At 64.0% G+C, this 25,924-nt stretch carries 29 protein-coding genes, 1 tRNA gene and 1 riboswitch; of the genes, 20 read left to right on the top strand and 10 right to left on the bottom strand.

Annotated elements, in window-relative coordinates:
- Positions 1-4 precede the first annotated feature (4 nt).
- The 5 genes from crcB to hemB form a co-directional block, all read right to left on the bottom strand.
- The gene (gene crcB, locus ACVCNR_RS02620) at positions 5-451 is read right to left on the bottom strand and encodes a fluoride efflux transporter CrcB (RefSeq protein ID WP_447073728.1); all 447 of its coding nucleotides are present in this window, start codon (positions 449-451) and stop codon (positions 5-7) included.
- 86 nt (positions 452-537) lie between these two features.
- Positions 538-599, bottom strand: a riboswitch (Fluoride riboswitch).
- 36 nt (positions 600-635) lie between these two features.
- Entirely contained in the window at positions 636-1,106 is a 471-nt protein-coding gene (locus ACVCNR_RS02615; RefSeq protein ID WP_447073727.1) for an RDD family protein, read from the bottom strand.
- 80 nt (positions 1,107-1,186) lie between these two features.
- The gene (locus tag ACVCNR_RS02610) at positions 1,187-1,540 is read right to left on the bottom strand and encodes a DUF423 domain-containing protein (RefSeq protein WP_447073726.1); all 354 of its coding nucleotides are present in this window, start codon (positions 1,538-1,540) and stop codon (positions 1,187-1,189) included.
- A 75-nt stretch (positions 1,541-1,615) separates the two neighbouring features.
- Positions 1,616-2,878, bottom strand: coding sequence for an MFS transporter (locus ACVCNR_RS02605; RefSeq protein ID WP_447073724.1), 1,263 nt, complete (start codon positions 2,876-2,878; stop codon positions 1,616-1,618).
- Positions 2,875-3,906 (bottom strand): porphobilinogen synthase, encoded by a 1,032-nt coding sequence (hemB, locus tag ACVCNR_RS02600; RefSeq protein WP_354192227.1) that lies wholly within the window; start codon positions 3,904-3,906, stop codon positions 2,875-2,877. Before hemB ends, ACVCNR_RS02605 begins: the two co-directional genes overlap by 4 nt.
- Positions 3,907-4,146: 240 nt before the next feature.
- Between hemB and ACVCNR_RS02595 the strand changes: the two genes are divergently transcribed.
- The 12 genes from ACVCNR_RS02595 to ACVCNR_RS02540 all read left to right on the top strand — a co-directional run bounded on the left by ACVCNR_RS02595 (position 4,147) and on the right by ACVCNR_RS02540 (position 16,509).
- Entirely contained in the window at positions 4,147-5,193 is a 1,047-nt protein-coding gene (locus ACVCNR_RS02595; RefSeq protein WP_447073722.1) for an enoyl-CoA hydratase/isomerase family protein, read from the top strand.
- Positions 5,190-5,615: a DUF6163 family protein gene (locus ACVCNR_RS02590; protein ID WP_354192230.1), complete on the top strand. Its 426-nt coding sequence runs from the start codon at positions 5,190-5,192 to the stop codon at positions 5,613-5,615. Before ACVCNR_RS02595 ends, ACVCNR_RS02590 begins: the two co-directional genes overlap by 4 nt.
- 219 nt (positions 5,616-5,834) lie before the next feature.
- On the top strand, positions 5,835-6,350 hold the full coding sequence (gene ldtR / locus ACVCNR_RS02585; protein ID WP_354192231.1) for a transcriptional regulator LdtR: 516 nt from the start codon (positions 5,835-5,837) through the stop codon (positions 6,348-6,350).
- 307 nt (positions 6,351-6,657) lie between these two features.
- Positions 6,658-7,911 (top strand): L,D-transpeptidase family protein, encoded by a 1,254-nt coding sequence (locus tag ACVCNR_RS02580; protein ID WP_354192232.1) that lies wholly within the window; start codon positions 6,658-6,660, stop codon positions 7,909-7,911.
- A 195-nt stretch (positions 7,912-8,106) separates the two neighbouring features.
- A complete protein-coding gene (gene glyA / locus ACVCNR_RS02575; protein WP_447073721.1) occupies positions 8,107-9,420 on the top strand; it encodes a serine hydroxymethyltransferase in 1,314 nt (437 codons plus the stop codon).
- A gap of 215 nt (positions 9,421-9,635) precedes the next feature.
- On the top strand, positions 9,636-10,100 hold the full coding sequence (gene nrdR, locus ACVCNR_RS02570; protein ID WP_354192234.1) for a transcriptional regulator NrdR: 465 nt from the start codon (positions 9,636-9,638) through the stop codon (positions 10,098-10,100).
- A 3-nt stretch (positions 10,101-10,103) separates the two neighbouring features.
- Positions 10,104-11,228 carry a bifunctional diaminohydroxyphosphoribosylaminopyrimidine deaminase/5-amino-6-(5-phosphoribosylamino)uracil reductase RibD gene (gene ribD, locus ACVCNR_RS02565; protein WP_447073719.1) on the top strand — a complete coding sequence of 375 codons (1,125 nt, stop codon included), beginning with the start codon at positions 10,104-10,106 and terminating at the stop codon, positions 11,226-11,228.
- The gene (locus ACVCNR_RS02560) at positions 11,228-11,845 is read left to right on the top strand and encodes a riboflavin synthase (RefSeq protein WP_447073718.1); all 618 of its coding nucleotides are present in this window, start codon (positions 11,228-11,230) and stop codon (positions 11,843-11,845) included. Before ribD ends, ACVCNR_RS02560 begins: the two co-directional genes overlap by 1 nt.
- Positions 11,846-11,943: 98 nt before the next feature.
- Positions 11,944-12,408 carry a 6,7-dimethyl-8-ribityllumazine synthase gene (gene ribH, locus ACVCNR_RS02555; protein ID WP_354192237.1) on the top strand — a complete coding sequence of 155 codons (465 nt, stop codon included), beginning with the start codon at positions 11,944-11,946 and terminating at the stop codon, positions 12,406-12,408.
- The gene (nusB, locus tag ACVCNR_RS02550) at positions 12,405-12,908 is read left to right on the top strand and encodes a transcription antitermination factor NusB (RefSeq protein ID WP_354192238.1); all 504 of its coding nucleotides are present in this window, start codon (positions 12,405-12,407) and stop codon (positions 12,906-12,908) included. Before ribH ends, nusB begins: the two co-directional genes overlap by 4 nt.
- Entirely contained in the window at positions 12,905-14,143 is a 1,239-nt protein-coding gene (locus ACVCNR_RS02545) for an MFS transporter (RefSeq protein ID WP_354192240.1), read from the top strand. Before nusB ends, ACVCNR_RS02545 begins: the two co-directional genes overlap by 4 nt.
- A 224-nt stretch (positions 14,144-14,367) precedes the next feature.
- Complete coding sequence (locus ACVCNR_RS02540; protein WP_354192241.1) at positions 14,368-16,509, top strand: sodium-translocating pyrophosphatase; 2,142 nt, start codon at positions 14,368-14,370, stop codon at positions 16,507-16,509.
- A 124-nt stretch (positions 16,510-16,633) separates the two neighbouring features.
- Here ACVCNR_RS02540 and ACVCNR_RS02535 read toward each other — a convergent pair whose 3' ends face one another.
- Positions 16,634-17,161 (bottom strand): outer membrane protein assembly factor BamE, encoded by a 528-nt coding sequence (locus ACVCNR_RS02535; protein WP_354192242.1) that lies wholly within the window; start codon positions 17,159-17,161, stop codon positions 16,634-16,636.
- 123 nt (positions 17,162-17,284) lie between these two features.
- Between ACVCNR_RS02535 and ACVCNR_RS02530 the strand changes: the two genes are divergently transcribed.
- The 7 genes from ACVCNR_RS02530 (at position 17,285) to ACVCNR_RS02500 (ending at position 22,121) form a co-directional block, all read left to right on the top strand.
- On the top strand, positions 17,285-17,830 hold the full coding sequence (locus ACVCNR_RS02530) for a ubiquinol-cytochrome C chaperone family protein (RefSeq protein WP_354192243.1): 546 nt from the start codon (positions 17,285-17,287) through the stop codon (positions 17,828-17,830).
- A gap of 1 nt (position 17,831) precedes the next feature.
- Complete coding sequence (locus ACVCNR_RS02525) at positions 17,832-18,374, top strand: YceD family protein (RefSeq protein WP_354192244.1); 543 nt, start codon at positions 17,832-17,834, stop codon at positions 18,372-18,374.
- Between the two features lie 115 nt (positions 18,375-18,489).
- Positions 18,490-19,566, top strand: a complete 1,077-nt coding sequence (gene plsX, locus ACVCNR_RS02520) for a phosphate acyltransferase PlsX (protein ID WP_354192245.1) — start codon at positions 18,490-18,492, stop codon at positions 19,564-19,566.
- A 7-nt stretch (positions 19,567-19,573) separates the two neighbouring features.
- The gene (locus ACVCNR_RS02515) at positions 19,574-20,545 is read left to right on the top strand and encodes a beta-ketoacyl-ACP synthase III (protein ID WP_354192246.1); all 972 of its coding nucleotides are present in this window, start codon (positions 19,574-19,576) and stop codon (positions 20,543-20,545) included.
- Between the two features lie 103 nt (positions 20,546-20,648).
- The gene (locus ACVCNR_RS02510) at positions 20,649-20,969 is read left to right on the top strand and encodes an integration host factor subunit alpha (RefSeq protein ID WP_447073716.1); all 321 of its coding nucleotides are present in this window, start codon (positions 20,649-20,651) and stop codon (positions 20,967-20,969) included.
- 196 nt (positions 20,970-21,165) lie between these two features.
- On the top strand, positions 21,166-21,708 hold the full coding sequence (locus ACVCNR_RS02505) for a MerR family transcriptional regulator (protein ID WP_447073714.1): 543 nt from the start codon (positions 21,166-21,168) through the stop codon (positions 21,706-21,708).
- Between the two features lie 89 nt (positions 21,709-21,797).
- Entirely contained in the window at positions 21,798-22,121 is a 324-nt protein-coding gene (locus tag ACVCNR_RS02500) for an ElaB/YgaM/YqjD family protein (protein WP_354192249.1), read from the top strand.
- A 61-nt stretch (positions 22,122-22,182) separates the two neighbouring features.
- Here the strand turns inward: ACVCNR_RS02500 and ACVCNR_RS02495 are convergent.
- Positions 22,183-22,259: transfer RNA gene (locus ACVCNR_RS02495), tRNA-Pro, on the bottom strand.
- A 245-nt stretch (positions 22,260-22,504) separates the two neighbouring features.
- On the opposite strand from ACVCNR_RS02495, the gene ACVCNR_RS02490 reads away from it, so the two are divergent.
- The gene (locus ACVCNR_RS02490; protein ID WP_447073712.1) at positions 22,505-22,699 is read left to right on the top strand and encodes a DUF1059 domain-containing protein; all 195 of its coding nucleotides are present in this window, start codon (positions 22,505-22,507) and stop codon (positions 22,697-22,699) included.
- A gap of 100 nt (positions 22,700-22,799) precedes the next feature.
- Here ACVCNR_RS02490 and ACVCNR_RS02485 read toward each other — a convergent pair whose 3' ends face one another.
- From ACVCNR_RS02485 to ACVCNR_RS02475, 3 genes are all read right to left on the bottom strand, one after another.
- Positions 22,800-23,396 carry a hypothetical protein gene (locus tag ACVCNR_RS02485; protein WP_447073711.1) on the bottom strand — a complete coding sequence of 199 codons (597 nt, stop codon included), beginning with the start codon at positions 23,394-23,396 and terminating at the stop codon, positions 22,800-22,802.
- A gap of 148 nt (positions 23,397-23,544) precedes the next feature.
- On the bottom strand, positions 23,545-25,077 hold the full coding sequence (locus ACVCNR_RS02480) for an undecaprenyl-phosphate glucose phosphotransferase (RefSeq protein WP_447073710.1): 1,533 nt from the start codon (positions 25,075-25,077) through the stop codon (positions 23,545-23,547).
- 107 nt (positions 25,078-25,184) lie between these two features.
- A complete protein-coding gene (locus ACVCNR_RS02475; RefSeq protein WP_354192254.1) occupies positions 25,185-25,751 on the bottom strand; it encodes a polysaccharide biosynthesis/export family protein in 567 nt (188 codons plus the stop codon).
- Positions 25,752-25,924 lie beyond the last annotated feature (173 nt).

The raw sequence follows: 25,924 nt of genomic DNA, 5'->3' as shown, positions 1-25,924 counted from the left end.
AAATTCAAGACGTTTGCGCAGGTCCTGTTTCTTCCTCGATCGGCAGTTGAACGATGCGCACATCGCGGTTGAACCAGGTGGCGGCGAAATGGCCGATCGCGACCGCGCCGACGCACAGCACGACCGAGGCGATGATGTTGATCGCCGCCCTGCCCATGGCGCCGGACCGCAGCAGGTCCAGCGTCTGGAGGCTGAAGGAGGAGAAGGTGGTGAAGCCGCCGCATACGCCGACCATGACCAGCAGGCGCACGTTCTCCGAAACGGGATAGCGGCCATGGGTCAGTGTCAGCGTTCCGAACAGGCCGATGATGAAAGAGCCGAGAATATTGATGAGGATCGTGCCCCAGGGCAGCGAGCCGCTGATCGGCTGGGCGGCGGCGGACAGCATGTAGCGAGCCAAGCTCCCGACAGCGCCTCCCAGGGCCACGGCGAGGCAGGATGTGAAAGACATCGGCGTCAATTCCTTCTGACCGGGCGGGCACAAAAAAACCCGCCATGCGGCGGGGCTTCTTCAAGACGTACCCCTGCCGCGGTTTCGTTGCGACAGGAGCCATCAGCCGGGTCCGGCGGTTTCGGGGAGCTCCATCCCCATTTCCCTTTTAGCGTAAGCCGTATGGACGGCTCACGCAAGCCTGTCACCGGTCGGTGCGGATGACGACGGTGCCGAGCAGCAGGTCGTGCAGGGTGCGCTTGCGGTCGGCAAACAGCGTGACCAGCAGGATCAGCGGGGTCAGGATCACGTTGCCGGCCCAGAACAGCACGGAATGCACCACCGCGAAAATGCTGTCGACCGGGCGGCCATCCAGCCGTTCAAGGCGAAGGCTCATCAGCTTCATGCCGGTGGTGGCCTGGTCCTTGCTGCCCAGCGTGAACCACACATAGGTGAGCGCCACCAGCGGCACGAGAATGCCGAACAGCGCCCAGCCGAGCCCGAAGGTGAGCAGGCCGAGCAGCAGAACCAGAATGGCGAAGGGGATCGTGAGCAGGCCGACGAGGATATAGTCGATGACGAAGGCCAGCACGCGGCGTGTGCGCACGCCGTCATAGGCGCGCACGTCGTCCTGCCTCGTGGTGATGATCTCGCCGTCGAGCACGCGAGCGTTCATGGGCGTTTCCGAGCCTTTCCGTTTGCACGTCGTTACAGGCTTCAGATGGTGGGTGGGCGCGCGTTTTCAAGATTTTCGCGTCAATCGGCGGTTTTGACGCCGCGAAGCGCTGCCAGGGCGACCGCCAGCCAGCCGGCGATGAGCAGCGTGCCGCCGGTCGGCGCCGCGAAGGGGAACAGCCGCGTGCCCAGGAAGTCGCGCGCCAGCAGATCGCCGCAGAAGATGGCAAGGCCGAGCAGAAGCAGCAGGCCGGCCGCGTGCAGGGTGCGGCTGGCGGTGAGCAGGCCGATGGCCAGCAGGGCAGGCGCGTGCATGACGAGGAAGGAGGCGGCGGTGCCGGTGAAGGGGCCGCCGCCATGCGATGCGGCCGCCGAAAGGGCGACGCCGGCCGCGCCGCTGGTGCCGGCGGCAAAAACGAGGAGACGGTTGTTCATCGGCGGTTGCTCCTGCAAGAATCAGGTCGGCGGGATTTCCGATCCGCCGGCACTTTGTGCCTGGGGGCGGGCAAATCAATGCTGCAAATTGCCGTGCCGGGTTTGCGCCAGCCGGTTCCAGGCCGCGCCGCCGGCCAGAAGTGCCGCCGTGCCGAGGAAAACGGCCGGCATGCCGATATGGCCGCCGACGAAGCCGCCGAGCAGAGGCCCGACCACCTGTCCGGCATATTGGGCCGAGATCGAATAGCCGAGGACGTTGCCGCCGACGCCGTCGGGCACGTTATGGCGGATGACGCTGGTGATCGACGGCAGCAGGCCGCCGAGCGCCAGCCCCATCAGGAAGCGCAGCACGATGAGTTGCCAGCCCGCCGTGACGAAAGCCTGCGGGACCAGCAGCAGGGCGGCGACGGCCAGCGCGCCCACCACCACGTTCCAGTGCCCCGCGCGGTCGGCGAGCTTGCCGAGCCAGGTTGCCGACACGATGCTGCCGAGCGCCGCCGCGGACATGACGACGCCGGCGACCAGAGTGACATGGGCCTGATCCTCGACGAGTTGCGCGACATAGACGGTGATGATCGGTTCGATCGACATGTTGGCCAGCATCAGCAGCATGCCGGTTACCAGCATGGCGACAACCGGCCGCTTGTCCGGAATGGCGGCCCATGCGCCGGCCGGCCTTTCCGCGCTGCTTTGCTGCGGTCTGTGTTCTTCTTTCACCAACAGGGCCGTGGCCAGGAAGGCGAGGAAGATGACGCCGCCGGAAAGCAGGAAGGTGGCGCGGATGCCGATCAGCGGCGGCAGCAAGCCTCCGATCAGCGGGCCGACGAGATTGCCGGCCATGATGCCGGCCGACAGGACGCCGAGCGCCCAGCCGGAACGCTCCTTCGGGGTCTGCATGGCGACGAGGATGGTGGAGCCCGATGCATAGCCGCCGGCCAGCCCGACAGCCAGGCGCAGCAGCACGAGCTGTTCCACGCTTTGCACCATGCCCATCAGCGACATGCACACCGCCATGCCGAAGCTGGCGCGCACCAGCATCAGCTTGCGGCCGTAGCGGTCGCCGAGCCTGCCCCAGAGCGGCGCCACCAGCGCCGCGGCCAGGAAAGTGGCGCCATAGGCGATGCCGGACCATTGCACGATGCTGGCATGGCCATGCGCGCCGAGCTGCTCGACATAGAGCGGCAGGAAGGGAAGCAGCAGGGTCATCGCCACGATGGTGGAGAAGGAACCGGCGAAGCAGACGGCGAGATTGCGCCGCCAGTGACGGTCATGTGCCGTCGCCGCGGTGTTGTCGGATGGCTCTGTGGCTGTCGCTGTGGCGGGTCCCGGGCCGCTCACCCTTTCAGCATCTCGGCCACGGTCGGCGCGAAATAGGTGAGGATGCCGTCGGCGCCGGCGCGCTTGAAGGCGAGGAGCGATTCCATCATTGCCCGGTCGCCGTCGATCCAGCCATTGGCGGCTGCCGCCTTGATCATCGAATATTCGCCCGACACCTGATAGGCGAAGGTGGGCAGGGCGAAGCTGTCCTTGATCTGGCGGATGATGTCGAGATAGGGCAGGCCGGGCTTGACCATCACCATATCCGTGCCCTCGAGGATGTCCTGCTCGGTTTCGCGCAGGGCCTCGGCGGAGTTGGCGGCGTTGATGTAATAGGTCTTCTTGTCGCCCTGCAGCAGGCCGGCGGTGCCGATGGCGTCGCGATAGGGACCATAGAAGGCGGAATCGAACTTGGTCGCATAGGACATGATGGCCACGTCCTGGAAGCCGTTCTCGTCCAGCGCCGAGCGGATGACGCCGATGCGGCCGTCCATCATGTCGGAAGGGGCGATGATGTCGGCCCCGGCCGCGGCCTGAAGCACCGCGCCGGCCGCGATCTGCTCGACGGTCTCGTCATTGACGATGATGCCGTCGCGCAGCACGCCGTCATGGCCGTGGCTGGTGAAGGGGTCGAGCGCGGCATCGGTGATGACGCCGATTTCCGGCACCGCCTCCTTGATGGCGCGGGTGGCGCGGTTGGTGAGGTTGTCGGGGTCGAGGATCAGCGAGCCGGTGGTGTCGCGAAGCGAGACATCCACCTTGGGAAAGGTGGCGATCGCCGGGATACCGAGCCTTGCCGCGCGCTCGGCCTCGCGCACCGCCACGTCTACGGAGAGGCGGAAGACGCCCGGCATGGCGGCGATCGGCTCCTGCACGTTCTCGCCCTCGACCAGGAAGATCGGCCAGATCAGGTCGTCCACGGTGAGATGGTTCTCCTGCACCAGCCGCCGCGACCACGCGGCCTTGCGCATGCGCCTGAGCCTTCTGGAGCCGGTGACGTCGTCGACGGTGCGTGTACCTGCCGCTTTGGTGGGTGCGAACCTGTTCATGGCCAATCTCCCGGGAGCGGCTTCACATGCCAGTCCCGGTCCTTCTCTTGCGCAAACCGGTGGGCCCCCAGCGAGGCCGTTTTCCAGAAGCGTTCTAACATGGCTGCCGTCGCTGACCAATGCGACATCATTGTGCGAGGGCGCAATCGTGCGCGCCCGCCATGGCCGGCCGGCATTGACGCGCCTGCATGTGGCCCTTAGCACTTTCGCCTGAGAGCGTTTGAGAGGGAATCTGTGACGATGGATTTTGGCGGCGGCGATGAAATCCGCTTCGAGACCATGGGGCAGGCCGGCGTGGTGACGCTCACGCGCCCCAAGGCCCTCAATGCCCTCACCGGACGGATGGTGCACGCGCTGGCGGCCGCCCTCGATGTCTGGGAAAAGGACGCTTCCGTCCGCCTCGTGCTGGTTCGGGGCGAAGGGCGGGCCTTCTGCGCCGGCGGCGACATCATGGATGTCTATCGCGCCGGCAGGGCGGGTGAGCGCCATGTCGAATTCTTCGCGGACGAATACCGGATGAACGCCCAACTGGCGCGCTTTCCCAAGCCCTATGTCGCGTTGATCGACGGAATCGTCATGGGCGGCGGCGTCGGCATTTCTGCCCACGGCTCGCACCGGGTGATGACCGAGAACGCCATCGTCGCCATGCCCGAAGTCGGCATCGGCTTCTTTCCCGATGTCGGCGGCAGCCATGTCCTGTCGCGGCTTCCCGGCGCTTTCGGCATGTATATGGCGCTGACCGGAAACCGCGTGCGCCAGGGCGATGCGCTGGCCGTCGGGCTTGCCACGCAAACCATCAGATCGGAGAGCCAGCAGGAGCTTGTCGAAGCGCTCACGGCCTCCGGCGAGGTGGAGGAAGTGTTGGGGCGGTTTCATGTCGCGGTGCCGGCCGAGACCGATGCCGCGACCTTCGCCGCCATCGAGCGCCATTTCTCGCACGAGACGCTGGAAACGGCCCTCGCCAGCCTGAAGGAGGAAGCCGGGGCGGGCGACGAGTTCGCGTCGAAGACGCTCGCGACCATATTGTCGCGCTCCCCGACCAGCCTCAAGGTGGCATGGCGCGAGATCAGGCGAGGGGCGGACCTTTCCATGGACGATTGCATGCGCATGGAGTTCCGGGTGCTCAACCGCATGCTGGACGGCCATGACTTCTATGAGGGCATCCGGGCCGTGCTCGTCGACAAGGGCTCGACGCCTGTCTGGAACCCGCCGACGCTGGACGGTGTGAGCGATGCCGCGGCCGAAGCCTATTTCGCGCCGCTGGGAGACCGGGAACTGGTCCTGTGAGGGAGGAGCTTCCAGGCCGCGCCGCTTTGGAGCCAGGGACGATCGAGATCGCCTTTGCCGTGTTCCTGCGCCTCATCGCCTGCCTGTGCCTTGTGTCCGGCGTTCTCTACTGGATCCGGCTAATCGGCTATTATCCGGGCGATCTGTACCGCTTCGACCTGATGCCGGTGCAATGGCAGATCGCCGCCTCGGTGCTGGCGGTGCTGTTTCCCTTCGCGGCCGCCGGCCTGTGGATGCTTGCGTCCTGGGGGCCGGTCATCTGGTTCCTGTGCGCGGCCGGCGAGATCGCCATGCATGCCGGCTTTCCGCAATATTTCGGCCACCGGCCTTCGGTCGTCGTCACGCATGCGGTGGTCGCCGCGATCTATTGCGGCTTCCGCGCGGCGATGCAGAGGCGCCGGCGCGCCGAAGCCGTGCAATAGGCGCGTGCCGGCCCTGCCGGGCCCGCCGAACCGTTAGCTCATTTTTTAGGTTAATTGTCCCGTGAGGCGTGACTATTCATTAAGCGTCTTCGACGGCTGTCGCTGGTAAGCTCTTGTTAGCCTTGGTGTTTAAGTCGAATTTTATGAGTATTCGATAGTGTCGCGATCAAGGTGAGAAAAAACAAAAAATCACCAGGCGACAAACGAGAGGCAAAGACAATGAACAACCAGCGCTCGGCGGCGAAGCCCGCTAATGTATCGAATGAAAGCCAGGAAGGTATCCGTTCGCTGTACATGGAATCGCTTCAGCTTGTTGAACGGTTGCATCGCCGTCTTCTTGACGTGATCAAGGACGAATTCGAACGGGCAGGCCGCTCCGACATCAATGCCATCCAGGCGCTGCTTCTGTTCAATATCGGCAATGCCGAACTGACTGCCGGCGAGCTTCGCTCCCGCGGTTACTATCTCGGCTCGAACGTGTCCTACAACGTCAAGAAGCTGGTCGATCTGGGCTTCATCAATCACCAGCGCTCCAAGCTCGACCGCCGTTCGGTGCGCATCAGCCTGACCGACAAGGGCATGGACGTGGCGGATGTGGTGGCGCGGCTCTACGAGCGGCACGTCGGCTCCATCGAGCAGGTCGGCGGCATCAACACTGACGAGTTCAAGCAGATGAACCGGGCCTTGCAGCGCCTGGACCGCTTCTGGAACGACACCATCGCCTATCGCATGTAGGATTTCGTCGCGCACACGGATCGCGTGATCCGTTGACTGGCCGGGCGGTGCCGGAAAGGCACAAGACCCGGCCTTTGTCATTTGCGGCGGGGCTGAAAGCAGGGCTGCGCCACGTTGCCGCCATATTCGGATGGAAGCGAGAATGTCAGCAGATCGGGCGCGAATGTCCGGCGATAAGGAACCCGTTCAGGCGCGGCGCCTTCTCGGCGCCAAAGCGATGGCATGGTTGGCGAATTGTTAAGGTCGCAACCCTAGAGTGCCCGGCGGCATTGCCTGAACACTGACTGGAAGAATGTCTGGAACGCCCATGAAGACGAACCGTCGTTTGTTTCTGTCCGGGGCTTCGGCCCTTGCCGCCTCGATGATCGCAGGCGGCGCGCGTGCCCAGGATGCGGTCGGCGATATTCTCAGGGCCGCGGGGCAGGGCGGCTGGCGCGACACGTTCGACGCGCGTTCCAGCGGCAGCGCCAAGGTTCTGTCGACGCGCCCCATCTTCAGCCAGCAGACCATCGCCTATACCGAACAGGCCATCGCCCAATACAGCAACCTCGTTGCCCAGGGCGGGTGGCAGCCGGTGCCGGACACCAAGAAGCTCAAGATCGGCGTGATCGATCCGGACGTGGTGCCGCTGCGCCGGCGGCTGATGGTTTCGGGCGACCTTCCGCAGAATGCCGGCCTGTCGGAATCCTTCGATTCCTACGTCGATGCGGCGGTGAAGCGCTTCCAGATGCGCCACGGCCTGCCGGCTGACGGCGTGCTGGGCAAGTACAGCTATCTGGCCATGAACATCAACGCCCAGACCCGGCTTGGCCAGCTCGAAACCAATCTCGTCCGTCTGCGCGAGAAGGTCGGCACGCTCGGCAATCGCTATGTGCTGGTCAACATTCCCGCAGCCCAGATCGAGGCGGTGGAGAACGACCGCGTCGTGCTGCGTCATACGGCAATCGTCGGCAAGATCGACCGCCAGACGCCGATCGTGAACTCCAAGATCAACGAGATCATCGTCAATCCCTACTGGACGGCGCCCACCTCCATCGTGCGCAAGGACATCATTCCTCTGATGCGCAAGAACCCCAACTATCTCAAGGACAGCAAGATCCGCCTGTTCGCCCCCGATGGGAGCGAGGTCGATCCGATGATGGTGGACTGGTCGACCGAGGAGGCGGCGAAGTACCGTTTCCGGCAGGAGCCGGGAACCAACAACGCCATGGCTTCGGTGAAGATCAACTTCCCGAGCCCGGACGGCGTCTACATGCATGACACGCCGCAGCAGAGCCTGTTCGGCCAGATGATGCGTTTCGACTCCTCGGGCTGCGTGCGCGTCCAGAACGTGCGCGACCTGGTGACCTGGGTGCTGCGCGATACACCCGGCTGGAGCCGGCAGCAGTTCGAGGCGACCATCAAGAGTGGCGAGACCGTTCCGGTGGCCGTGACCAACCCGGTCCCCGTGCATTTCCTCTATGTCTCGGCCTGGTCGACCGGCGACGGCGTCGCGCAATTCCGTGACGACATTTATGGTTGGGACGGGGTCGATGAACTGAAGATTTCTTCGGCCCTGTAGCCGGGAAATACCAGAGCATATCGTAAAAGGGCTGTCCGTGTGGCGGCCCTTTTCTACAGGCGGGCCGGAATTGACCGCCTGGGCTATCGATAACCGGCGCAATAGGGCCAGGTAATTTCGCGGTGAAAGTGGCTAGGGCAGGGCAACTGTGCTAATGCGCCCCCGGGTCTACTCCAGTTAGGGAAACTTCCGGTAATGGCGATACAGTCGGCTGCATCCAGTTCGTTCAATTCCTTCTTCGAGACCACCCTCGCGGATGCCGATCCCGAGATTTTTGACGCTGTTCGCAACGAGCTTGGCCGTCAACGCCACGAGATCGAGCTGATCGCCTCGGAGAACATCGTCTCGCGCGCCGTGATGGAGGCGCAGGGCACCGTCCTGACCAACAAATACGCCGAAGGTTATCCGGGCAAGCGCTACTATGGCGGCTGCCAGTATGTGGACGTGGTGGAAGAACTGGCCATCGAGCGGGCGAAGAAGCTGTTCGACTGCAAGTTCGCCAACGTCCAGCCCAATTCGGGCAGCCAGATGAACCAGGCGGTCTTCCTCGCCCTGCTGCAGCCAGGCGACACCTTCATGGGGCTCGACCTGAATTCGGGCGGCCACCTCACCCACGGTTCGCCGGTCAACATGAGCGGCAAGTGGTTCAACGTCGTCTCCTATGGCGTGCGTGAGGACGATCACCTGCTCGACATGGACGAGGTCGAGCGCAAGGCGAACGAGACGAAGCCGAAACTGATCCTGGCCGGCGGCACGGCCTATTCCCGCATCTGGGACTGGAAGCGCTTCCGCGAGATCGCCGATGCCGTCGGCGCTTATCTGATGGTCGATATGGCCCACATCGCCGGCCTCGTCGCGGGCGGCATGCACCCGTCTCCGCTGCCGCACGCGCATGTGGTGACGACCACCACGCACAAGTCGCTGCGCGGCCCGCGCGGCGGCATGATCCTCACCAATGAGGAGGACATCGCCAAGAAGATCAATTCGGCCGTCTTCCCGGGCTTGCAGGGCGGCCCGCTGATGCACGTCATCGCCGCCAAGGCCGTGGCCTTTGCAGAGGCGCTGAAGCCGGACTTCAAGGTCTATGCGCAGAATGTGGTGGCCAACGCCAAGGCGCTGGCTTCCAGCCTGCAGGAAACCGGCCTCGACATCGTCTCGGGCGGCACCGACAACCACCTGATGCTGGTCGACCTTCGCCCCAAGAACGCCACCGGCAAGCGGGCCGAGGCCGCGCTTGGCCGCGCCAACATAACCTGCAACAAGAACGGCATTCCCTTCGACCCCGAAAAGCCGTTCGTCACGTCGGGCGTGCGTCTGGGTACGCCGGCCGGCACCACGCGCGGCTTCGGCCAGGCCGAGTTCCGCGAGATCGGCAAGCTGATCGCCGAGGTTCTCGACGGGCTGAAGGCGGCCAACTCCGATGACGGCAACGCCGCCGTCGAAGCTGCCGTGAAGCAGAAGGTCGTGGACCTGACCAACCGCTTCCCGCTCTATTCCTATCTCGGATAAGCCTGTAATCACGCTTTTGGAGCGGCTGCTGCGCTGAACGCGCGGCAGCCGTTTCATTTTGGGCGATCTCGCCGGTGTATGTACCCTGACGGCAGGTTTCCGCGCGAAGTCATATTGCGGACGCGACGACGTTGGATTTCTGCCTTCGCGCTTCCTACCTGAGCGGAAAGGCTTTAGCTTTCCCGGCACCGACAGAATCGCGAACAAGGCTTTCCATGCGTTGTCCTTATTGCCAATCCGAAGACACACAGGTGAAGGACTCGCGCCCCGCCGAAGACGGCTCGGCCATCCGCCGGCGGCGCGTCTGTCCCGATTGCGGCGGCCGTTTCACCACTTTCGAACGGGTGCAGTTGCGCGATCTGGTGGTAGTCAAGAAGTCGGGCCGCAAGGTTCCCTTCGACCGCGACAAGCTGCTGCGCTCGGTGGAGATCGCGGTGCGCAAGCGCAATGTCGATCCCGAGCGCATCGACCGGGCCGTGACCGGCATCGTGCGCCAGCTCGAAAGTTCGGGCGAGACTGAAATTCCCTCGGCGGAAGTCGGCCGTCTGGTGATGGAGGCGCTGAAGTCGCTGGACGACGTCGCCTATGTGCGCTTTGCCTCGGTGTATCGCAATTTCCGCGAGGCCAAGGATTTCCACGACGTGCTCGGCGAGCTCAAGGTCGACGAGGATATCGACTGAGCGATGGCTGGCGCTGCTGACACCGCACAAGAGAAACTGGACCGCAGGTTCATGGCTGCGGCCCTGCGCCTGTCCCGCCGCCATTCCGGCCGTACGTCCACCAATCCCTCGGTCGGCACGATCATCGTGCGCGACGATGGGGCGGGACCGATGATCGTCGGCACGGGCGTTACCGCCATCGGCGGTCGCCCTCATGCTGAGACGGAAGCTCTGGCCGAGGCCGGCGAGCTGGCGCACGGCGCCACCGCCTATGTGACGCTGGAGCCGTGTGCGCATCACGGCCGCACGCCGCCCTGCGCCGAGGCGCTGGTGACGGCCGGCATCGCGCGGGTGGTGGGTGCCGCCAGCGACCCCGATCCGCGCGTTTCGGGCAAGGGTTACGCCATATTGCGCGAGGCGGGTGTCGAGGTCACTGAACGCGTGCTGGCCCCGGAAGCGGCGAACCAGCTGGCCGGCTATCTCATGCGTTCCTTGAAGAAACGGCCGGAGGTCATTCTCAAGATGGCGCTTTCCAGCGATGGAAAGATCGGCGTCAGGGGCGAGGGACAGGTTCCCATCACCGGAGAGGTGGCGCGCCGCGAGGTGCATCTGATGCGGACCGAGGCGGATGCGATCCTGATCGGCATCGGCACGGCGCTGGAGGACGATCCGGAACTGACGGTGCGGTTGCCGGGGCTGGAAAACCGCTCGCCGGCGCGCATCGTGCTCGACAGCGAGATGAGATTGCCGCCGGCCTCGCGCCTGGTTTCGGGCGTGGACCGGGTGCCACTTTACATCGCCTCCAACCCGCTGATCGATGGACAGCGCCGCGCCTTACTGGAACGCCACGGCGTGCGCTTCATCGGCACGGAGGTGCACGAAGGCAAGATCGCGCTGCCTGAACTGCTGGAGGATCTGGCCGCGCTCGGCATGTCCAGCATCATCGTCGAGGGCGGAGCGTCGGTGGCGCAGTCATTCCTCGACGAGGGCCTCGTCGATCGCATCGTGCTGTTTCGGGGGCCGACAGAGGTCGGCGGGCAAGGCATTGCCGCGCCCATCGGGCCGGATACCATCCCGGCAGGTTTCCGCAAGCTGCGCGAGATGCAGTTCGACCAGGACGGTTTTGCAGAGTGGGTAAGGGCCATCTGATGTTCACGGGTATCGTCACCGATGTCGGCAAGGTTGCTGCGGTCGAGCCGCTCAAGGAGGGGGTGCGGCTGCGCATCGACACCGCCTACGATCCGCAAACCATCGATATCGGCGCTTCGATTGCCTGTTCCGGCGTGTGCCTGACGGTGACCGCACTGCCTGAAAACGGCTCCAATGCGCGCTGGTTCGAGGTCGAGGCATGGGAAGAGGCCCTGCGCCTTACCACGGCCGCGCAGTGGAAGGCGGGAACGCACATCAATCTGGAGCGGGCGCTGAAGATCGGTGACGAACTGGGCGGGCACATCGTTGCGGGCCATATCGACGGCACGGCCGAGATCGTGGCGCGGCAGGACGAGGGCGATGCGGTGCGCTTCACGCTGGAGGCGCCGCCGGAATTCGCCCGCTTCATCGCGCCCAAGGGGTCGGTGGCGCTGGACGGCACCTCGCTCACCGTCAACAAGGCGGAAGGCAGGCGCTTCGACGTGCTGCTCATCCACCATTCGCTGCAGGTGACCACCTGGGGCGAGCGCCAGGTCGGCGATCGGGTAAACCTCGAAATCGATACCATGGCGCGCTATGCTGCACGCTTGTCGGAAGCGGCGGCGCAGGGATACTGACAAGGCGAAAGCCTGACCCAAAGCATCCTCTTCGCGTGAGGCTTGCGGACTCACGCGCTTCGGCCTAATTGACCGGCTCGGCCGGAGACGCAGGGACCATGACCCAGGACAAGAAGAAAAAACTGCTCATCATCGAGGCTCGTTTTTACGACGACCTCGCCGACGCCCTGCTGGAAGGTGCCAAGACGGCGCTCGATGAAGCCGGCGCCGCATATGAGGTGGTTACGGTGCCCGGCGCGCTCGAAATTCCGGCGGTGATTTCCTTCGCGCTCGACGCCGAGGACGATGAGGGCGAGGGCTATGATGGTTTCGTCGCCCTCGGCACCGTCATTCGCGGCGAGACCTACCATTTCGAGATCGTCGCCAATGAATCGGCGCGCGCTTTGATGGACCTGTCGGTGCAGGAATCGATCTGCATCGGCAACGGCATCCTCACCACCGAGAACGAGGAGCAGGCATGGGCGCGCGCGCGTCGCAGCGAAGGCGACAAGGGCGGCTTTGCCGCGCGCGCGGCACTGACCATGATCGCGGTTCGCGATCGGCTTGGAGCTGAACGTTCGTGACGGAACCTGCTGACAAGACCCCGCAGATGCGGCATGCCAACAAGCGCGGCGCGGCGCGCCTCGCCGCCGTGCAGGCGCTCTACCAGATGGATGTCGCCGGCAGCGGGCTGCTGGAAATCACGGCCGAATACGAGGCCTTCCGGCTCGGCAAGGAAGTCGATGGCGCGCTCTACCGCGAGGCGGACGCGCAATGGTTCCGGGCCATCCTGGCCGGCGTGGTGGAGAAGCAGAAGACGCTCGATCCGATCATCCGCCAGGCGCTGACCGAGGACTGGCCGCTGTCGCGGCTCGATTCCACGCTGCGCGCCATTCTGCGCGCCGGCACCTATGAGCTGATGATGCGCGCCGATGTTCCGGTCGCCGTGATCGTCTCGGAATATGTCGACATCGCCAAGGCATTCTATGAAGAAGACGAGCCCAAGCTCGTCAATGCAGTGCTCGACCGCATTTCCCGCCGCGTGCGCGGCGAAGGACGAGGCAAGGGCAAGGAGGCTTCATGAGCGCATCGGGACAGGCAGCCACCGGCGCGCAGACGCCCGCCATCGAGCGGGAGGCACGCCGGACAGCGCTGATCCTGGCCGCCGCTCAGGCCATCGTCGGTTCGGCAGCGCCGATCTGCTTCGCGCTCGGCGCGCTTGCCGGCCACTACCTTCTGGGTCTCGACAAGTCCCTCGCGACCGCCCCGCTGACGGGCTTCAATGTCGGTGTCGCGGTCGGTGCGCTGCCGGCAGCGGCGATCGTGCGCCGGCTCGGCCAGCGCGACGGCTTCCTGACCGGAACCGGCCTGACGGCGCTTGGCGGCCTGATCGCCACCATCGCATTGTTCCAGTCCAGCTTCTGGATATTCGCATTCGGCCTGCTCGTGGTCGGCTTCGGCAGCGCATTCGTGCAGCAGTTCCGCTTTGCCGCCGCCGACAACGCGCCGCCGGCCTTCAAGGCCCGCGCCATCTCCTTCGTGCTGGCGGGCGGCGTGTTCACCGCCATGATCGGCCCCCAGGTGGTGATCTTCACCAAGGACCTGCTCGAACCGGTGATGTTCGCGGGGGCCTTCGCCGCGCTGATCGTGCTTGCGGGCATCGGTGCGCTGGTTCTTGCCCAATTGCGCCCGCGTCCTCTCGTCGAGAAGGCGCATGAGGCCGTGTCGAGCGGACGGCCACTGACCGAGATCATCGCAAAGCCGCGTTTCATCACGGCCCTGACCTGCGCCGTCGGTTCCTATGCGATGATGACCTTCGTGATGACCGGCGCGCCGCTGGCCATGGTCGGCTGCGGTTTCACCTCGGACGAGGCGACGCTCGGCATTTCCTGGCACGTGATGGCGATGTTCGCGCCGAGCTTCTTCACCGGCAGACTCATCAGCCGGTTCGGCGCGCCGACCATCGTTGCCATCGGCTTTGCGCTGCTCATCGGTTGCGGCCTCGTGGCGCTGTCCGGCATCCAGCTCTGGCAGTTCTGGACGGCCCTGATTTTGCTCGGCCTTGGCTGGAACTTCGGTTTCATCGGCTCCACCGCCATCGTGGCCGAATGCTACACGCCGGAAGAGAAGGGCAAGGTGCAGGGCTTCCACGATTTCGTGCTGTTCACCAGCGTCGCCTTCGCTTCGCTGATGTCGGGCGCGGTCTACAATGCCTGGGGCTGGGACATGCTCGCCTGGATACTGTTCCCGCTTTCGGGCCTGTGTCTCGTCATGCTCGTCCTGCAAACCATTGCCGACCGTCGCCACCGCGCGGCGTGATCTGCCCGACCGGGATCTGAAAAAGGGCTGACGATTCCGTCCTTTTGCGGCGCGAAATGATACTTTCGGGCGAAACCGGGGCAAAGCTCAACAATATCTTGACCTTGGCAGCCGGTTTCGCCTAAGCCGCTACATTAGGTCGCACTGCACAATGCAGTTCGGTCTGGTTGCAACGGCCCGGGGAGAGGGGTTCTTGCGGGCCATCATGTGAGGAAAATCCGGCAATGACCATGCTTTATGTCGTCATCGCCTGCGGCCTGCTTTCTGTCCTTTACGCCATCTGGGCGACTCAGTCGGTGCTTGCCGCCGACCAGGGCAACGCACGCATGCAGGAAATCTCCGCGGCCATCCGCGAGGGCGCGCAGGCTTACCTGACCCGCCAATACACCACCATCGCCATCGTCGGCGTCGTCGTCTTCGTGCTTGCGTGGTGGCTGTTATCCGCGACCGCCGCGTTCGGTTTCCTGATCGGTGCCGTGCTTTCGGGCGCCGCGGGCTTCATCGGCATGCATGTGTCGGTCCGGGCCAATGTGCGCACCGCGCAGGCGGCCTCCAACAGCCTGGCCGCCGGCCTCGACATCGCCTTCAAGTCCGGCGCGATCACCGGCCTTCTGGTTGCCGGCCTCGCGCTGCTCGGCGTGTCGGTCTACTACTGGATACTCACCGGGCCGCTCGGCCATGCCCCGGCCAGCCGCGATGTGGTCGATGCGCTGGTGGCGCTCGGCTTCGGCGCGTCGCTGATCTCCATCTTCGCCCGTCTCGGCGGCGGCATCTTCACCAAGGGGGCGGATGTCGGCGGCGATCTGGTCGGCAAGGTGGAAGCCGGTATTCCCGAGGACGATCCGCGCAACCCGGCCACCATCGCCGACAATGTCGGCGACAATGTCGGCGACTGCGCCGGCATGGCCGCCGACCTGTTCGAGACTTATGCCGTCACGGTCGTGGCGACCATGGTGCTCGCCGCCATCTTCTTCGGCAATGCGCCCAATCTCGGCGAGATGATGCTTTATCCGCTGGTCATCTGCGGCGCCTGCATCATCACCTCCATCGCCGGCACCTTCTTCGTCAAGCTGGGCTCCAACGGCTCGATCATGGGCGCGCTCTACAAGGGCCTGATCGTTACCGGCCTGCTGTCGATCGTCGGCCTGGCCATCGCCAACCAGCTGACCATCGGCTGGGGCGAGGTCGGCACCGTCAGCGGCATGGTCATTACCGGCGGCAATCTGTTCGCGTGCGGCCTGATCGGCCTGCTGGTGACGGCGCTGATCGTGGTGATCACCGAATACTACACCGGCACCAACAAGCGCCCGGTGAACTCCATCGCCCAGGCCTCGGTGACCGGCCACGGCACCAACGTCATCCAGGGCCTTGCGGTATCGCTGGAATCGACGGCGCTGCCGGCCATCGTCATCGTCGGCGGCATCATCGCCACCTTCCAGCTTGCCGGCCTCTTCGGCACGGCGATCGCGGTGACGACCATGCTCGGCCTTGCCGGCATGATCGTTGCGCTCGACGCCTTCGGCCCGGTGACCGACAATGCCGGCGGCATCGCCGAAATGTCGGGCCTGCCCAAGGAGGTGCGCCAGTCCACCGACGCCCTCGACGCCGTCGGCAACACCACCAAGGCGGTGACCAAGGGCTACGCCATCGGCTCGGCCGGCCTCGGCGCGCTGGTGCTGTTCGCGGCCTATTCGAACGACCTGCAATATTTCGCGGCCAATGCCGACCAGTATCCCTACTTCTCGGACCTCGGCACGGTTTCGTTCGACCTCTCGAACCCCTATGTGGTGGCCGGCCTCATCTTCGGCGGCCTGATCCCGTACCTGTTCGGCGGCATCGCCATGACGGCGGTCGGCCGTGCGGCGGGCTCGATCGTGGAGGAGGTGCGCAAGCAGTTCCGCGAGGATCCCGGCATCATGCAGGGCACCTCGAAGCCGAACTATGCGCGCGCCGTCGATCTGCTGACGAAGGCGGCGATCAAGGAAATGATCATTCCTTCGCTGCTGCCGGTGCTGGCGCCGCTGGTGGTTTATTTCGGCGTGCTGCTGATCTCGGGTTCCAAGGCTTCGGCCTTTGCCGCGCTCGGGGCCTCGCTGCTCGGCGTCATCGTCAACGGCCTGTTCGTGGCCGTGTCGATGACTTCCGGCGGCGGCGCCTGGGACAACGCCAAGAAGTCGTTCGAGGACGGCTTCACCGACAAGGACGGCGTCAAGCACCTCAAGGGTTCCGAAGCGCACAAGGCATCGGTGACCGGCGATACGGTCGGCGATCCCTACAAGGATACGGCCGGCCCGGCCGTCAATCCGGCGATCAAGATTACCAACATCGTCGCCCTGCTGCTGCTGGCGGTTCTGGCGCACGGCTGATTCGGCCTTCCGGCTGTCATCCCGGAAAAAAACCCGCGGGGAGCGATCTCCGCGGGTTTTTTGTGAAAGAACCGAAATCCGGCATCGGATCGTTCCGATGCCCGGGCGCGGCGGTCGCGTGCGATCAGTTGCCGGAGCCGCCGATCATGCTGCCGACCTGGCCGGGGTTGAGCTTGCCGGCGCCGCTGATGACCTGGGCGAGGAAGTTCTGGTCCTTGCCGGCGGTCGGGGTGGTGCGGCTGATGAAGTCGAACACCTTGCCGTCCTTCAAGCCGTAGTTGGCAATGTTGCTGACACGGCCGTCATCGCCGAAATAGACGGCAAGCACGCTCTGCTCCACCACCTTGGCGTTGGCGAAGGCGACCGGCCGCTTTCGGGTCTGGGAGATGTAGTAGAACACTTCATTGTCGAAGGTGGCGGTGGTGGAGGGCGTTCCCAGCGCCAGCAGCACCTGCTCGCGGCTGGAGCCGACCGGCACCATGTCCAGCGACTGCTGGTCGACGACATACCCCTGATGCAGCGTTTCGCCGGGGTTGAGGTCGCCGATCATCTTCGAACTGTTGCAGGCCGAAAGCACGGCGGCGACAGCCAGCAGCGATGCGAGCCCGGCAGGGCGCGACGAAAATGTCGACTTGAATCTCTTCACGCGCAACGACAACTCCATCCAATCAGCCTTGCACGCCCGCTTGCGCGAGGCCGCAAAAGCGGTAAACCAGCTTAGCCGCCGATGCAACAAGGCCATCCAAACAAGGGTCCCCGGGAGACCGTCTTTTCCATGTTCAAGCGTCTGTTCGGCGCCAAGCGCCAGGCAAATCGCGAAATCACCGACGCGCTCTACGGGGAAATCGTGGCAGCGGCGCGGCAGCCGCACTTCTATTCGCACTGGAACGTGCCGGATACGCCGCTTGGCCGCTTCGAGATGCTGTCCCTGCACATGTTCCTTCTCCAGCACCGCCTGCATGGCACGGAAGGGATGGCGCAGGAGGTCGCGCAGGTTCTCATCGACGAGTTCTTCCTCGATGTCGACCATTCGTTGCGTGAGCTTGGGATCAGCGATGTCGGGGTGCCGAAGCGCATGAAACGCCTGGCCAAGATGTATTACGGCCGCACCGCAGCCTATGCCGATGCACTGGAGAGGCGGGACGACGAGGCGCTGGTGGCCGCGCTGGGGCGCAACATCCGCCCGGATGAGGAATGGGCCGAATCGCGACGGCTCGCCGCCTATGTGAAAACGGCCGTCGCGGGCCTTGCCGCGCAGCCCGCCGAGGCCATCTGCGCCGGCAAGCTGCAGTTCCCACGTGCGGGCGAGGAAGGACAATGAGATGAAAGACACAGAAGAAAAAAGCCCCGTTTCCTTCCCGGTGCATGTCGCGCGCCTGCCGCAGAAGGGCCTGCCGGTGGTCATCGAGGCCGACGAAGCACAGCGCAAGGCGCTGGCCGAGGCGCATGGGCTGCTTTCGGTCGACAGCTACAGGGCCGAAATGCTGGTCACGGCCTGGAAGCGCAATGGCGTGAAGGTTTCCGGACATGTCGCCGCCGATATCACGCAGGCATGCGTGGTGACCCTGGAGCCGCTCAAGGCTCATATTGACGAAGCGGTCGAAGGCCTTTTCCTGCCGCAGGATTCGAAACTCGCCCGGCTGGAGCAGCAGGGAGAAATGGTGCTGGATGCGGACGGGCCAGACAGCCCCGAGACGTTCACCGGAGACACCATCGATGCCGGCGCCCTGGCGGAAGAATTTTTCGGGCTGGCCATCGATCCCTATCCGCGCAAGCCGGGCGTCACGCTGGAGGCTTCCGGCTCGGACGAGCCGGAAGAAAACGAGTTCCGCAAAAAATTGCGTGGCCTTCTCGGAAAAGACTGAAAGCCGGGCCATATCGCAAAAGCCAGTTGTGTGGCCGAGCAAAAACGCTATTTTCGCCAAAAATTCCGGCCAGCGAACAAACCTGCCCGACAACCAATAGTGAGATAGGGACGGCGTGATCAGAATTTCGATCGATGCGATGGGCGGTGATCATGGCGCAAGCGTGGTGATCCCCGCCCTGGCGACTGTCGCGGCCCGGCGTCCGGACATCAAGTTCATCATCTATGGTCGTGAAGACGCGGTTCGCCCCGAACTCGCGAAATTTCCCACGCTGGCTGCGGCGAGCGAGTTCGTCCATTGCGAGGTTGCCGTCCAGATGGACGATAAGCCGAGCCAGGCGCTGCGCCACGGGCGCGGCACCTCGTCGATGTGGAACGCCATCGAGGCGGTGAAGAACGGGCAGGCGGATGCCTGCATCTCGGCCGGCAATACCGGTGCGCTGATGGCGATGGCCAAGTTCTGCCTGCGCACCATGGCCAATGTCGACCGTCCGGCCATTGCCGCGATCTGGCCCAATGTGCGGGCCGAAAGCGTGGTGCTGGACGTGGGCGCGACAATTGGCGGCGACGCCCAGCAATTGGTCGATTTCGCCATATTGGGCACCGGCATGGCGCGTGCCCTGTTCGGCATAGAACGCCCGACGGTCGGCCTGCTCAATGTCGGCGTCGAGGAGGTCAAGGGCCAGGAGGAGGTCAAGGAGGCCGGGCGCATGCTGCGCGAGGCCGGGCTCTCCTCGCTCGACTATCGCGGTTTCGTCGAGGGCGACGACATCGGCAAGGGCACGGTCGACGTGGTGGTCACCGAAGGCTTCTCCGGCAACATCGCGCTCAAGACGGCCGAAGGCACCGCGCGCCAGATTGCCGGCTATCTCAGGGCCGCCATGGGGCGCTCCCTGCTGTCGCGCATCGGTTATATTCTGGCCAAGGGCGCGTTCGACCAGTTGCGCGAGAAAATGGATGTCAGCCGTTCCAATGGCGGTGTGTTCCTGGGCCTCAACGGCATCGTGGTGAAAAGCCATGGCGGTGCCGATTCGGCCGGATTTGCAGCGGCCGTGGAGCTTGGTTATGACATGGTCCGCAACAGGCTGCTGGAGCGTGTCCAGGCCGACATCGATCTGTTCCATGCCCACAACCCGCAAAGCCAGGCGACCGAGACCAGCAAACCCGTCGTCGAGACCGACGAAGAAGGATAGGTAGACCTTGATCAGATCAGTCGTGCGCGGCATCGGTTCGGCCTTGCCCCGTCGCATCATGAAGAACGCCGAGTTCGAGGGCATGGTGGAAACCTCGGACGAATGGATCGTACAGCGCACCGGCATCCGTCAGCGCCATATCGCGGCCGAGGACGAAACCACCGCTTCGCTGGGCGAGGCTGCGGCGCGCGCCGCTCTTGCCCATGCCGGACTGACGCCGGACGACATCGATTTGATCGTGCTGGCCACCTCCACGCCCAACAACACCTTTCCCGCCACCGCCGTCGAGATCCAGAACCGGCTTGGCATGCATCACGGTTTCGCCTTCGACATGCAGGCGGTGTGCTCGGGCTTCGTCTACGCCGTCACCACGGCGGATACCTATATTCGCTGCGGGCTTTCCAGGCGGGCGCTGGTCATCGGCTCGGAAACCTTCTCGCGTCTGCTCGACTGGGACGACCGCTCCACCTGCGTCCTGTTCGGCGACGGTGCCGGCGCGATCGTCCTGGAGGCCGGCGAAGGCGAGGGCACGATTGCCGATCGCGGCGTGCTGGCCGCGGCGCTGCGCTCGGATGGGCAGCACAAGGAAAAGCTCTATGTCGACGGCGGCGTCTCGACCACCGGCACCGTCGGGCACCTGAAGATGGAGGGCCGCGAGGTCTTCAAGCATGCGGTCGGCATGATCACTGACGTGATCGAGGCGACCTTCGCGCAGGCTGGAATCACCGCCGAGGACCTCGACTGGTTCGTGCCGCACCAGGCCAACAAGCGCATTATCGACGCTTCCGCCAAGAAACTTGGCATTGCCGAGGAAAAGGTGGTGATCACCGTCGATCGGCACGGCAACACGTCGGCCGCCTCGGTGCCGCTGGCGCTTTCCGTCGCGGTGGCCGATGGCCGCATCAAGCGCGGCGACCTCGTGCTTCTGGAGGCGATGGGCGGGGGCTTCACCTGGGGCGCGGTGTTGCTGCGCTGGTAGCGGTCATGCAACCCTGTCCAAACGGTCTTGACCTTTACGGATCAATTACTTAGGCTCCGCCGTCGTTTCTTGTGATCATTGTTTTAACGGATTGGACGGACGCATGGGGGGAAAGACGCTTACGCGCGCCGATCTTGCCGAGGCTGTTTACCGCAAGGTGGGCCTGTCGAGGACGGAGTTTGCCGAACTGGTCGAGGCGGTCCTCAACGAGATCTGCGAAGCCATCGTGCGCGGCGAGACCGTGAAACTGTCCTCTTTCGCCACCTTCCAGGTGCGCTCGAAGAACGAGCGCATCGGGCGCAACCCCAAGACCGGCGAGGAAGTGCCGATCCTGCCGCGCCGGGTGATGACCTTCAAGGCCTCCAACGTGCTGAAGAACCGCATCCTGCGCTCCCACCAGAACCGGGAAAAGAGCGGCAAGTAGCTTTTTTGCCTGCAAAAGTTCCGGACAGATGCGCCCGTCTTTTCGTCGGGCTTGAATGTTGATCCATAAACGGTTGGAATGAAGTCCGGTTCAGGTGCCGGCCGGTGAATCGATTCGGGCCGGCCGCCTGACAGCGGGACACGCCGCCTTTGCCTTTGCGCCCCGCTTGCTTGACGCATTTTCGTGAGGATCGGCCATGGAAAAGAGCCCCGACGCCTTTCGCACCATCAGCGAAGTCGCGGAAGAACTCGACCTGCCGCAGCATGTGCTGCGTTTCTGGGAAACCCGCTTCACGCAGATCAAGCCGATGAAGCGCGGCGGCGGGCGTCGTTACTACCGGCCGCAGGATGTCGAGCTCATCAAGGGCATCCGGCACATGCTCTATGACCAGGGCTATACCATCAAGGGCGTTCAAAAGCTGCTGCGCGAGAACGGCAACCAGTTCCTGGTGGCGATCGGCAACGGCGATCTGGCCGCCGTCGAGGCCATCGCCCAGCGCAAGCAGGCCGAGGCCGTGGAGCTCACGCCCGCCTCGCAGCCGCGCCCGGGCGAGGAGGAGCAGCTGGTCGGCCAGCCCAAGGCCAAGCCGAGCCGCCGGTTCTTCGGGCTCGGCAAGGCCGATGACGACGGGCCGGTGCAGGCCGATGGCGGCCGGCTTTCGCGCGACAACCGGGCGCTTTTGCAGGAGGCGCTGTTCGACCTTCTGGAATGCAAACGCCTGCTGGACCAGGTGCGCTGACAGCGGAAACAGCGGCCGCCGCTCCATCGGAACAAATCACGACGAGGGTCGTTGTCCTTCTTTCCAGTTTTCAGAAAGAAGGAAACAGCATGGCGTCTTTCTCGTCCCTTTCCGACATGGACCTCGAAAAGCAGGTTGCGCAGCTTTCGAAGGAGTTGACTTCGCTGAAGAAGCAGCTCTCGAAGCGCGGCAATCGCTATTACGATGAAGGCCGCGAGGCGCTTTCCGACTATCGCGACACGATCTCGGACTATTATGACGAGATTTCCGGCCGCATCGGCGAACATCTTCCCGATCTGCGCAAGAGGGCCCGGGCTATCGAGCACAGCGCCCGCGAGCATCCGGCGACCACGGCGGCCGTAGGCCTGATCGTGCTTGGGCTGGTCGCCTCGCTTTTGCTTTCCAGGCGATGAAATCATCGTTCCGGCCGCTTCGGCGGCCGGACTCTGCCTTCTTCGATCATGAAGAGAGAAATGGTCGGAGTGGCGGGATTCGAACCCACGACCCCTTGACCCCCAGTCAAGTGCGCTACCGGGCTGCGCTACACTCCGAACCGGGGGAAGCCTTATATTCTGCGCACTTGCGGCGCAAGGGCTAAAACGCCTTTCACCAACACAAGCCCATCATTTGCGGTGAATTGTAGCTTTCCGTGGCGCCATGGCGCCGGGAATCCCCAGCCTGTGCCTCTTGTCGCGAGAGGCCGGGAATCGGCTGCGTGCATATCTTGTGATTTTGTGGCTTTCCGGCACGAATTTATAATGGCGGCAGGAGGGGCTTTGACTTCGGGAGGAATGTTATGGCGAGGAAATATATCGACTGCCGCGAATTCCCGAGTGAGATGAAGTGCACGGTTGTCATTTCGGCCGATGGTGAAGACGAATTGATAGAGGCCGCGGTGCAACATGCGATTTCGGTGCATGGGGAGCATGATACTCCTGAGTTCCGCTCCGAAATCAGAAAGGCGATCCACGAAGGCGCGCCTGCCGCCTGAAACTGGTCCCGTATTCGAGCCCTTCGCCCGGTTCCGGCCGGGCGAAGGGCTTTATGGCAGCCGCTTCCTGATCCGCATCATCCCAGGCGGGACAGACTTTCTATTTCATGCCCATTTGCAGGCGTGGCGTGAAACGAATGTTGCGAATCTCGCTTTTCATCGTTTCATCCCGGTTGTTCAGCAGCGCTATCACGCGAACGAAGCGGGTTCCCGGCTGGAACTGGCTGTGGACGTCGTTGCCTTCGCCGCCGACGGTTCCAGACAAGGGCGCCCAGCCTCGTGCGGCGACGAGGTAATAGTCGTCCGCCGCAACGTAGCGATTGGGAGCGGACTTCGAGGACAGGCGCTTGCCGTCCTTGTCGTAGGCAACCACTCCCAGATAGGTCCTGGCGCCTTTTCGATCGTCGCCCTTGGCGGCAAGGCTGCGCACCTCGGCCGAAAGGTCGTAGGTGAGGGAGGGGTCGACCGGTATCAGCTGCGAGGTGACGGTGGTGGGTCCGTTGCCGGACAGAGGTGCCGTTTCGCCGGTGACCGTAGGGACCTGCCCGGCATCATTGGTGTGGGCATCGGCATCCGCTGTCGCGACCAGCCAGCCTCCTTGCATGGCGCCGAGGCTGACCATGCCGATGACGGCAAGAACGGAAACTATGATGCGCCCGTAGATTTTGGCGGCGCTGATGAATGCTCTGTCTTGCATCAGGGGCTGGCTGCTTTCGGTCCGCTATTGGGGTTGGCGGCGTATGCGGAGTAAGATCGCCTTGCCGGGCAAAGACCTTGACCGGAAAATGTGGCGACTCTCCGGACATGGCCTTCAAAGGCCGGCTGGATGATCGCGGGCAGCAATCTCAATAGGCGTTCTCGGTGTTGAGCAGGCGGATCGGCGTCAGCAGCAGGATCCTCAGATCGAACAGCAACGACCAGTTCTCGATATAGTAGAGATCGTATTCGGTGCGCATGCGGATCTTCTCATTGGTGTCCATCTCGCCGCGCCAGCCATTGATCTGCGCCCAGCCGGTGACCCCCGGCTTGACCTTGTGGCGGGCGAAGTAGCCATCCACGACCTCGGCATAGAGCAGATTGTGGGACTGGGCGGCCACCGCATGCGGCCGCGGCCCCACCAGCGACAGCGATCCGAACAGGGCGTTGAAGAACTGCGGCAGCTCGTCGATCGAGGTTTTGCGGATGAAGCGGCCGACACGCGTCACCCGAGGATCGTCGCGGGTCACGGTTTTCTTCGCAGTCGGGTCCGACTGGTCCGCATACATGGAGCGGAACTTGTAGACCTCGATCTCCTCGTTGTTGAAGCCGTGGCGCTTCTGCTTGAACAGGATCGGCCCCTTGGAATCCAGCTTGATGGCGATGGCCGTGGCGACCATGATCGGCGAGAACAGCACGATGCCGATGAGGCTGAAGACGATGTCGAAAGCTCGCTTGGCGACCGAATCCCAATCGTTGATGGGCTTGTCGAAGATGTCGAGCAGCGGTACCGAGCCGATATAGGAGTAGGCGCGTGGCCGGAACTGCAGGGAGCTGGAATGGGCGGACAGGCGGATGTCCACCGGCAGCACCCACAGCTTCTTGAGCAGTTGCAGCACCCGCTGTTCGGCGGTGATCGGCAGGGAGACGATCAGCATGTCGATGCGGGCGATGCGCGCGAATTCGATCAGTTCCGAGACGGTGCCGAGCTTGGGATAGCCGGCGACGAGAGGCGGAGAGCGCTTGTCGTCGCGGTCGTCGAAGATGCCGCAGATGCGGATATCGTTGTAGGGCTGCTGCTCGACGGCGCGGATCAGGTCCTCTGCCGCCTTGCCGCCGCCGACGATGACGGCGCGGCGTTCCATGCGGCCGTTGCGCGCCCATCTGCGGATCAGCCGGGCCATGGCGAGGCGCAGCGCAAAGATGGCGACGAAGCCGGCCAGGAACCACATGCCGAACATCAGCCGCGAGAAATCGGCGCTGACCTTGAGCATGAAGCCGGTGAGCGCCATCAGGGCGAAGGTTGCGGCCCACACCAGCAGGATGCGCGAGAAGGTGGCGAAGGGCCGCATCAGCGCCGCTATCTGGTAGCAATCGCTGAATTCCATGAACGTCACGGCGGCCAGCGAGCCGGCGGCGATGACCAGCCAATAGTCGGTGGCCATCTGGTTCGGCGCGACAAGGAACCAGTAAAGCACAACGCCGGATGCCAGCAGAACGGCGAATTCCAGGATACGCAGCGTGCCGCTGACCATCACCGGCGTTATCGTTTCATGGCCGAGCTGGGCGGCAACCTGCCGTGCCATCTCGTTCAGCGCGGCCGGCCGGTCGCTCTCGGTGGAGTCCCTGAGTTTGCGCACGGCTTCCGGCGAGAAGCGGCGTGCCGGATCGATATCGTTCATAGGCAGCCTGTCCAGTCACGGGTTCCATAGCAGGGCGGAGCTAAGAAACCGTTGAGTGGCAGAGTCGAGTTGTCGCTATCGATCAGGCAACGTCAAGGGCCGGGAAGTCAGAACAGGCGCTCGCGCACGTAGACGGTGTCGCCCGGCAGGATCGGGTCGGATGTCGGGACCCGGCCGGTTATGACCTTGCCGTTGATGTCTCGGGTGACATCGACGCTTTCCTGGTTGGCGCGCGGCGAGTAGCCGCCGGCAATGGCAATGGCCTTCTGGACGGTCAGGCCCGGCACATAGGAATATTGGCCGGCCGCACCCACTTCGCCCATGACGAAGATCGGGCGGTAGCGGTCGATCTCGACAGACACGTCCGGGTCGCGCAGGAAGCCTTGCCGCAGCTTGTTCGCGATCTGCTTCTCGAGCTGTTGCGCGGTGTGGCCGCGAGCCGGAATGGCGCCGACAAGCGGGAATGAGATATAGCCGGACTGGTCCACGCTGTAGGTGTTGGTCAGGCCCTCCTGCTCGAACACGGTCACGCGCACCCGGTCTCCGGCGCCGAGCTGATAGGGCTGGTCGAGCATCTCGTGGAACGCCGCCGGGGTGGGCCTGTAGCTGGAGCAGCCGGACAGGATCGCGGAAGCGGCGATCAGGGCGCTCAGCAAGAGGGCGGGTTTGCTCATGAACGACTCGACAGTTTCGATTGCCCGTGTATGGGCAACCTTTGGAACCGGCTCCGTTATCCTCCCATTAGGGTTAATGGCCGGTAAAATTCGCAAAGTCCTTGCCCGGCCTTGGCTGCATGCGCTTCTGTTCCGGGAGGATGGAGACGGCGTTGTGCCGATCTTAACAGCAG

Source organism: Aquamicrobium terrae (assembly GCF_052978165.1).
Note: the sequence above shows the minus strand (reverse complement) of the source record. Positions and strands in the feature narration are given on the sequence as shown.

Bases quoted from the DNA above. Each gene is read 5' to 3' on its own strand.
- ACVCNR_RS02580 (WP_354192232.1), top strand. From the start codon at position 6,658: ATGAAGACGAACCGTCGTTTGTTTCTGTCCGGGGCTTCGGCCCTTGCC.
- ACVCNR_RS02490 (WP_447073712.1), top strand. From the start codon at position 22,505: ATGGCGAGGAAATATATCGACTGCCGCGAATTCCCGAGTGAGATGAAG.
- ACVCNR_RS02510 (WP_447073716.1), top strand. From the start codon at position 20,649: ATGGGGGGAAAGACGCTTACGCGCGCCGATCTTGCCGAGGCTGTTTAC.
- ACVCNR_RS02615 (WP_447073727.1), bottom strand. From the start codon at position 1,106: ATGAACGCTCGCGTGCTCGACGGCGAGATCATCACCACGAGGCAGGAC.
- ACVCNR_RS02540 (WP_354192241.1), top strand. From the start codon at position 14,368: ATGACCATGCTTTATGTCGTCATCGCCTGCGGCCTGCTTTCTGTCCTT.
- ACVCNR_RS02525 (WP_354192244.1), top strand. From the start codon at position 17,832: ATGAAAGACACAGAAGAAAAAAGCCCCGTTTCCTTCCCGGTGCATGTC.
- ACVCNR_RS02480 (WP_447073710.1), bottom strand. From the start codon at position 25,077: ATGAACGATATCGATCCGGCACGCCGCTTCTCGCCGGAAGCCGTGCGC.
- nrdR (WP_354192234.1), top strand. From the start codon at position 9,636: ATGCGTTGTCCTTATTGCCAATCCGAAGACACACAGGTGAAGGACTCG.
- crcB (WP_447073728.1), bottom strand. From the start codon at position 451: ATGTCTTTCACATCCTGCCTCGCCGTGGCCCTGGGAGGCGCTGTCGGG.
- ACVCNR_RS02530 (WP_354192243.1), top strand. From the start codon at position 17,285: ATGTTCAAGCGTCTGTTCGGCGCCAAGCGCCAGGCAAATCGCGAAATC.
- ACVCNR_RS02505 (WP_447073714.1), top strand. From the start codon at position 21,166: ATGGAAAAGAGCCCCGACGCCTTTCGCACCATCAGCGAAGTCGCGGAA.
- ACVCNR_RS02595 (WP_447073722.1), top strand. From the start codon at position 4,147: ATGGATTTTGGCGGCGGCGATGAAATCCGCTTCGAGACCATGGGGCAG.
- ribD (WP_447073719.1), top strand. From the start codon at position 10,104: ATGGCTGGCGCTGCTGACACCGCACAAGAGAAACTGGACCGCAGGTTC.
- glyA (WP_447073721.1), top strand. From the start codon at position 8,107: ATGGCGATACAGTCGGCTGCATCCAGTTCGTTCAATTCCTTCTTCGAG.
- ACVCNR_RS02610 (WP_447073726.1), bottom strand. From the start codon at position 1,540: ATGAACAACCGTCTCCTCGTTTTTGCCGCCGGCACCAGCGGCGCGGCC.
- ACVCNR_RS02545 (WP_354192240.1), top strand. From the start codon at position 12,905: ATGAGCGCATCGGGACAGGCAGCCACCGGCGCGCAGACGCCCGCCATC.
- ACVCNR_RS02500 (WP_354192249.1), top strand. From the start codon at position 21,798: ATGGCGTCTTTCTCGTCCCTTTCCGACATGGACCTCGAAAAGCAGGTT.
- ACVCNR_RS02485 (WP_447073711.1), bottom strand. From the start codon at position 23,396: ATGCAAGACAGAGCATTCATCAGCGCCGCCAAAATCTACGGGCGCATC.
- ldtR (WP_354192231.1), top strand. From the start codon at position 5,835: ATGAACAACCAGCGCTCGGCGGCGAAGCCCGCTAATGTATCGAATGAA.
- ACVCNR_RS02475 (WP_354192254.1), bottom strand. From the start codon at position 25,751: ATGAGCAAACCCGCCCTCTTGCTGAGCGCCCTGATCGCCGCTTCCGCG.
- ACVCNR_RS02560 (WP_447073718.1), top strand. From the start codon at position 11,228: ATGTTCACGGGTATCGTCACCGATGTCGGCAAGGTTGCTGCGGTCGAG.
- hemB (WP_354192227.1), bottom strand. From the start codon at position 3,906: ATGAACAGGTTCGCACCCACCAAAGCGGCAGGTACACGCACCGTCGAC.
- ribH (WP_354192237.1), top strand. From the start codon at position 11,944: ATGACCCAGGACAAGAAGAAAAAACTGCTCATCATCGAGGCTCGTTTT.